Source organism: Streptomyces aurantiacus JA 4570, from assembly GCF_000414115.1.
Classification (GTDB): Bacteria; Actinomycetota; Actinomycetes; order Streptomycetales; family Streptomycetaceae; genus Streptomyces; species Streptomyces aurantiacus_A.
On record NZ_AOPZ01000223.1, the window covers coordinates 1 to 5,953 of the forward strand.

Genomic DNA, 5,953 nt, shown 5'->3' on the forward strand with positions numbered 1-5,953 from the left:
GGCCGCCGCCACCGACGCGCAGCTCGACGCGCTGGCCCGGGGCGACGCGAGCCATCTGGCCGGGGCCCGGGTGCGCGCCGAACAGCCCGCCGAGCGCGGCCGGTTCGGAATGTGCGGGCGCCTCGACGTGTACGGGACCGGGGCATGAGCACCGCGCCCGGCACCCCGGGCCGCGCGCAGGACGACACCCCGGGCGGCGCATACGCCGACACAGTCGTGGCCGAGCCGCTCGCCACCGCGCACCTCACGCTGGAGCCGCTGCGCGTCGAGCACGCCGAGGAGATGGCGAGCGTGCTCGCGGACCCGGCCCTGCACACCTTCATCGGCGGCGCCCCGGCCGACGTGGACGCCCTGCGGGCCCGCTACACGCGCCAGACCGCCGGGTCCCCCGACCCCCGTACGTCCTGGTGCAACTGGGTGATCAGGGTGACCGACGAGGGCCGCCTCGCGGGCACGGCGCAGGCGACCGTGCGGCCCGCCTCGGGCTCCGGCCTCGCGGCCGAGATCGCCTGGGTCGTGGGCACGCCGTGGCAGGGCCGGGGCATCGCGTCGGAGGCGGCGCGCGCCCTCGTGGAGTGGCTGAGGGGACGCCCCGGGGTGACGTCGGTCCTCGCGCACATCCATCCGGACCACGGCGCGTCGGCCGCCGTGGCCCGCGCCGCCGGGCTGGCACCCACCGGCGAGTGGCACGACGGAGAGGTCAAGTGGCTGCTCCCCTTGGACCGTTGAGGCCACGCCGCTCGGACCGTTGAGGCCGGGCCGCTCGACCCGTTGAAGCCGCGCCCCCAGCGGGGCCGGGGGGCGCTCAGTACGGCCGGTCCCCCGCGATCGCCACGCGCTCCGCCACCCTCCGGTGCGGCGCGTAGTCGTCGACGGCGTAGTGCTGCGTCGCCCGGTTGTCCCAGAACGCGATGTCGCCCGCCTGCCAGCGCCAGCGCACCTGGTACTCCGGCACATGGGCCTGGCGCACCAGGAACCCGAGCAGGCGGTCGCTCTCGGCGCGGTCCATGCCGACGATGTGCGTGGTGAAGGACGTGTTGACGAACAGCATCCGGCGGCCGGTCTCCGGGTGCGTGCGTACGACGGGATGCGTGACGGGCGGGAACTCGTCCTGGAGCGGGGCGAGTTGCCCGGGCCCGTAGAAGCGGGCGAAGCCCGGGATGAAGTCGTGCACGGCCACGGCGTCGTCGACGCGCGCCTTGATGTCGTCCGGAAGGTTGTCGTACGCGGCGGCCATGTCCGCCCACATCGTGTCGCCGCCGACGGGCGGGACCTCGCGGAGCTGCAACACGGCGCCGAGCGCGGGCCGTTCGCGGAAGGTGACGTCGGTGTGCCACACGTTCTCGAAGGTGGGCGCGGCGTCGCCGCCCTTCTCGAAGCGGGCGACGTCATCGGCGGCGCCCCGCGCGAGCAGCGGGTTGGTCTCCAACTCGCCCCAGTTGCGGGCGAAGGCGCGCTGCTGGTCGGAGGTGAGGTGGGCGCCGCGGAAGAACAGCACCTTCCACTCCAGGAGGGCCCGGTTGAGTTCTTCGCGCACCGCGGGGTCGAGGGGCCGGGTCAGGTCGGTGCCGCGGATCTCGGCGCCGATGACACGGCCCTGGGGGACGACGTCGATGTGCGCGTACGGCACCTCCGGCCGGCCTTCGGGGAGGCGGCGCAGGGTGCGGCGGCCCTCGTACATGCCGTCGGCGGGAACACGGGCGTCACGGAGAGCAGGGCGCGCGGGCGATGCGGCGGAAGGGGAGGGGGAAGGCGAAGGAGAGGAGGAAAGGGAAGGGGAAAGAGATACGGGCACAGCCGTCATGGGGTGATCCTCGAGTCGCTGGTGGATTCGGGTGTGCGTGAAGACACGAAGCCGCGGCGCCACCGCGTCGCGTCAACAGCCCGAGCGCTCGCACCCGCACCGCCACGGGACGTTGAAACGTCCGAGGCCGGTGGTCAGGTGCTGGATCATGTGGTCATTGTGGGATGCCACCTCGCGTACGTCAACGGACGGGACGCCGCCCCGCCTGCCACGGCGGTGCCCGGATGACGGATGATCGAGGCATCCGTACCAGGAAGCTGTGAATGCAGAGAGGACCACCCCATGGATGAGCGCTTCGACGTCGTCGTGCTCGGAGCAGGACCCGGTGGATACGTCGCCGCCATCCGCGCCGCCCAGTTGGGCAAGCGGGTCGCGGTCGTCGAGGAGAAGTACTGGGGCGGGGTCTGCCTCAATGTCGGCTGTATCCCGACGAAGGCGCTGCTGCGCAACGCCGAGCTGGCGCATCTGTTCACGCACGAGGCGAAGACGTACGGCATCAAGGTCGACGGCGAGGTGTCCTTCGACTACGGCGAGGCGTTCCGGCGCAGCCGTACCGTCGCGGACGGCCGCGTCAAGGGCGTCCACTTCCTGATGAAGAAGAACAAGATCACGGAGTTCGACGGCCGGGGCACCTTCCTGGACGCGAACACCCTTCAGGTGGCGAAGTCGGACGGCACGACGGCCACGATCGGCTTCGAGAACTGCATCATCGCCACGGGCGCGACGCCCAAGCTGCTGCCGGGCACCCGCCGCAGCGACCGCGTGGTGACCTTCGAGGAGCAGATCCTCGCGGACGAGCTGCCGCGGTCGGTGGTGATCGCGGGCGCCGGTGCGATCGGCATCGAGTTCGCGTACATCCTGCACAACTACGGCGTGAAGGTCACCATCGTCGAGTTCCTCGACCGGATCGCGCCGCTTGAGGACGCGGACGTCTCCAAGGAGCTCGCCAAGCAGTACCGCAAGCTCGGCATCGACGTGCTGACCTCGACCCGCGTGGAGTCCATCGACGAGTCGGGCGAGCAGGTCCGCGTCACGGTCACGGCCAAGGACGGCAAGCAGCAGGTCCTGGAGGCCGACAAGGTCCTGCAGGCCATCGGCTTCGCGCCGAACGTCACCGGCTACGGCCTGGAGGCCACCGGTGTGGCGGTCACCGAGCGCGGCGCGATCGACGTCGACGGCCGCTGCCGCACCTCCGTGCCGCACATCTACGCCATCGGTGACGTCACCGCGAAGCTGATGCTCGCGCACACCGCCGAGTCCATGGGTGTGGTGGCCGCCGAGACCCTCGCGGACGCCGAGACGATGGAGCTCGACTACCCGATGATCCCGCGCGCCACCTACTGCCAGCCGCAGATCGCGAGCTTCGGCTGGACGGAGGAGCAGGCCAGGGAGAAGGGCTTCGACGTCAAGGTCGCCAAGTTCCCGTTCCAGGCGAACGGCAAGGCGCACGGCCTGGGCGACACCGTCGGCTTCGTCAAGATCATCAGTGATGCGGCCTACGGCGAGATCATCGGCGCCCACCTGATCGGCCCCGACGTGACCGAGCTGCTCCCGGAGCTCACCCTGGCGCAGCAGTGGGACCTCACCGTGCACGAGGTGGCCCGCAACGTGCACGCCCACCCGACCCTTGGCGAGGCCGTCAAGGAGGCCGTGCACGGCCTGGCCGGACACATGATCAACTTCTGACGGCCGGTGGCCCCGCCGCGCCCTCCGGGGGTGGCGGGGCCACCGTTCCGCGAGCTGCCTCGTGGTCGCCCGAGTGGCGGAAGCGAGTACTCCGGAAGATCCTGGGCAGGATGTGACGTGCCTCGGGGGCCGAGGAGAGGCAGCTTTCGATGTTCTCTGGCCTGGGCCGGTTCGTGGTCCGCCGCCCCTGGTGGATCATCCTCGCGTGGGTGATCGCGGCAGGGGCCGTGATCTCGCTGGCGCCGAAGCTCACCTCCAGTACGGACGAGGCGAGCTTCCTGCCCGACCACTACGAATCCATCCGCGCGTCGGACCTGCAGGAACGCGAGTTCCCCCAGCAGCAGAACATCGGCGCGATCATCGTCTTCCAGCGCTCGGACGGCGCGAAGTTCACCGCCGCGGACTCCGCGGCCGTCGACCGGATCTCCAAGGACCTGGCGGCGAAGAAGATCAAGGAAGTCCAGGCGATCGCGCCGGGCGAGGTGTCGCCGAACAAGCTCGTGCAGACGTCCGTCGTCGCCATGCCGAAGATCACCAATCCCGAGGACACCGACCAGCAGGACGCCGTCGAGCAGCTCCGCAAGGACCTGAAGCCCGAGCTGAAGGACACCGGCCTCAAGGCCGGCATCACCGGCTCCGCGGCGCAGGCCCTGGACGAGAGCGACGCCTCCGAGCGGGCCGGGATCCTCGTCGGCGTCGGCACGATCGTGATCATCATCGTGCTGCTCTTCGTGATCTTCCGCAGCCCCATCATCGCGCTGCTTCCGGTGGTCCTCATCGGCCTCATCTCGCCCATGGCCACGGGCCTGATCGCGTCCGCCAACAAGGCGTTCGACATGAAGGCCGACTCCTCCATCCAGGAGCTCCTGACCGTCGTCCTGTTCGGCGTCGGCACGGACTACATCCTGTTCCTGCTGTTCCGCTACCGGGAGGCCCTGCGCGCGGGCGAGGATCCCAAGAGCGCCATGGTGCACGCCGTCGAGCGCGTCGGCGAGGCCATCACGTCCGCGGCGGGCGCGGTCATCGTCGCCTTCGCCGCGCTGACGCTGTCCACGCTCGGCATGCTGCGCTCGATGGGTCCTGCGCTGGCGATCGCGGTGTTCCTGACGCTGCTCGCCGGGCTCACACTGGTCCCCGCCGTGGTCTCGCTGCTCGGTACGAAGGTCTTCTGGCCGTCGAAGTCCTGGCAGCGGGAGCCGCACGGCACGGGCTTCGCCAAGCTGGGCACGTCGATCGCCCGCAAGCCCGCGATCTGGGCGGTCGTCTCGGCGCTCTTCATGGGCGCCCTGGCGCTCGGCGCGCTCGGCTACAAGGCGAACTTCGACCTCGCGGGCTCCTCGCTGCCCAAGGACAAGGAGTCCATCGTCTGGCAGGACAACCTGGAGAAGGGCTTCCCCGCGGGCACGACGGACCCGACCTTCGTGTATCTGACGTCGAAGGGCGACGAGCCGCTCGCCGCGGGCCGACCGGCCGCGTTCCGCGAACAGTTGCAGTCCGTCAAGGGCGTGGGCGAGGTGGCTGCCCCACGCGTCAGCAAGGACGGCACCACGGCCTCGTACTCGGTGGTGCTGTCCAATCCCCCGGCCTCCGACGAGGCACTCGCGACGGTGAAGGACCGGCTGCGGCCCGCGGCCCACGACGACGCGCCCTCGGGCACGGAGGCTTTCGTCGGCGGCACGACGGCCGTGTACGTCGACATCAACAAGGCCGTGGACCGCGACTATTCGGTGGTCTTCCCGGTCGCCGCCCTCGCCATCATGGTGATCCTCGGCCTGCTGCTTCGCAGCCTGGTGGCGCCCTGGTACCTGATGCTGTCGGTGGCGCTCGGCTTCGGCGCGACGCTCGGCGCGACCTCGATCCTGTTCCAGCAGATCGGCAGCCAGCCGGGGCTGATGTTCATGCTGCCCGTGATCATGTACTTGTTCGTGGTCGCGCTGGGCACGGACTACAACATCCTCATGGTGTCCCGGCTGCGCGAGGAGGCCCGCGAGGGCCGCGACCCGCACGACGCGGCGGGCACCGCGGTACGGCACTCCGGGCCGACGATCGGCTCGGCCGGCGTGATCCTCGCGGGTACGTTCGCGACGCTGATGCTCGCGGGCAACTCCACGCTGTCCCAGATGGGTTTCTCGCTCTCCTTCGGCATCCTGGTCGCCGCGTTCGTGATGGCGATGATCTTCACGCCCGCACTGACGGCCCTCATCGGGCACGCCGCGTGGTGGCCGGGGCACGGGGACGAGAAGCGCGGCGGGGGTGCGGGCGGGAGCCCCGGGCCGGATACGGGCGAACGCCCGGTCGCCGGGCCGGAGTTGGACGCGGACCGCCGGCGCTAGCCGGCGCCGTCGCGCCCCGCCCGCGTCCGCCCGATCCCCGTCAGCGTCCCGCTCAGCGTGATCGCGACCACGCACAGGCCGACGACCAGGCACACCTCCGGCGCGCCCCACGCGGCGGCGGCCGTGGTGA

4 protein-coding genes and 1 pseudogene are annotated in these 5,953 nt (G+C 71.0%); 4 read left to right on the plus strand and 1 reads right to left on the minus strand.

From position 1 onward, the window contains the following. Positions 1 to 148: pseudogene (locus tag STRAU_RS43745) on the plus strand (cupin); the annotation flags it as partial. Then, positions 145 to 729, plus strand: a complete 585-nt coding sequence (locus STRAU_RS21700; protein WP_016642518.1) for a GNAT family N-acetyltransferase — start codon at positions 145 to 147, stop codon at positions 727 to 729. The pseudogene STRAU_RS43745 and the gene STRAU_RS21700, both read left to right, overlap by 4 nt. A gap of 76 nt (positions 730 to 805) precedes the next feature. Here the strand turns inward: STRAU_RS21700 and STRAU_RS21705 are convergent, their stop codons facing one another. Continuing rightward, positions 806 to 1,681 (minus strand): TauD/TfdA dioxygenase family protein, encoded by an 876-nt coding sequence (locus tag STRAU_RS21705; protein ID WP_016642519.1) that lies wholly within the window; start codon positions 1,679 to 1,681, stop codon positions 806 to 808. A gap of 405 nt (positions 1,682 to 2,086) precedes the next feature. Between STRAU_RS21705 and lpdA the strand changes: the two genes are divergently transcribed. Together lpdA and STRAU_RS21715 are read left to right on the plus strand one after the other, a co-directional pair. Then, positions 2,087 to 3,490: a dihydrolipoyl dehydrogenase gene (gene lpdA / locus STRAU_RS21710; protein ID WP_016642520.1), complete on the plus strand. Its 1,404-nt coding sequence runs from the start codon at positions 2,087 to 2,089 to the stop codon at positions 3,488 to 3,490. Between the two features lie 149 nt (positions 3,491 to 3,639). Then, positions 3,640 to 5,823, plus strand: coding sequence for an MMPL family transporter (locus tag STRAU_RS21715; protein ID WP_016642522.1), 2,184 nt, complete (start codon positions 3,640 to 3,642; stop codon positions 5,821 to 5,823). Positions 5,824 to 5,953: the final 130 nt, after the last annotated feature.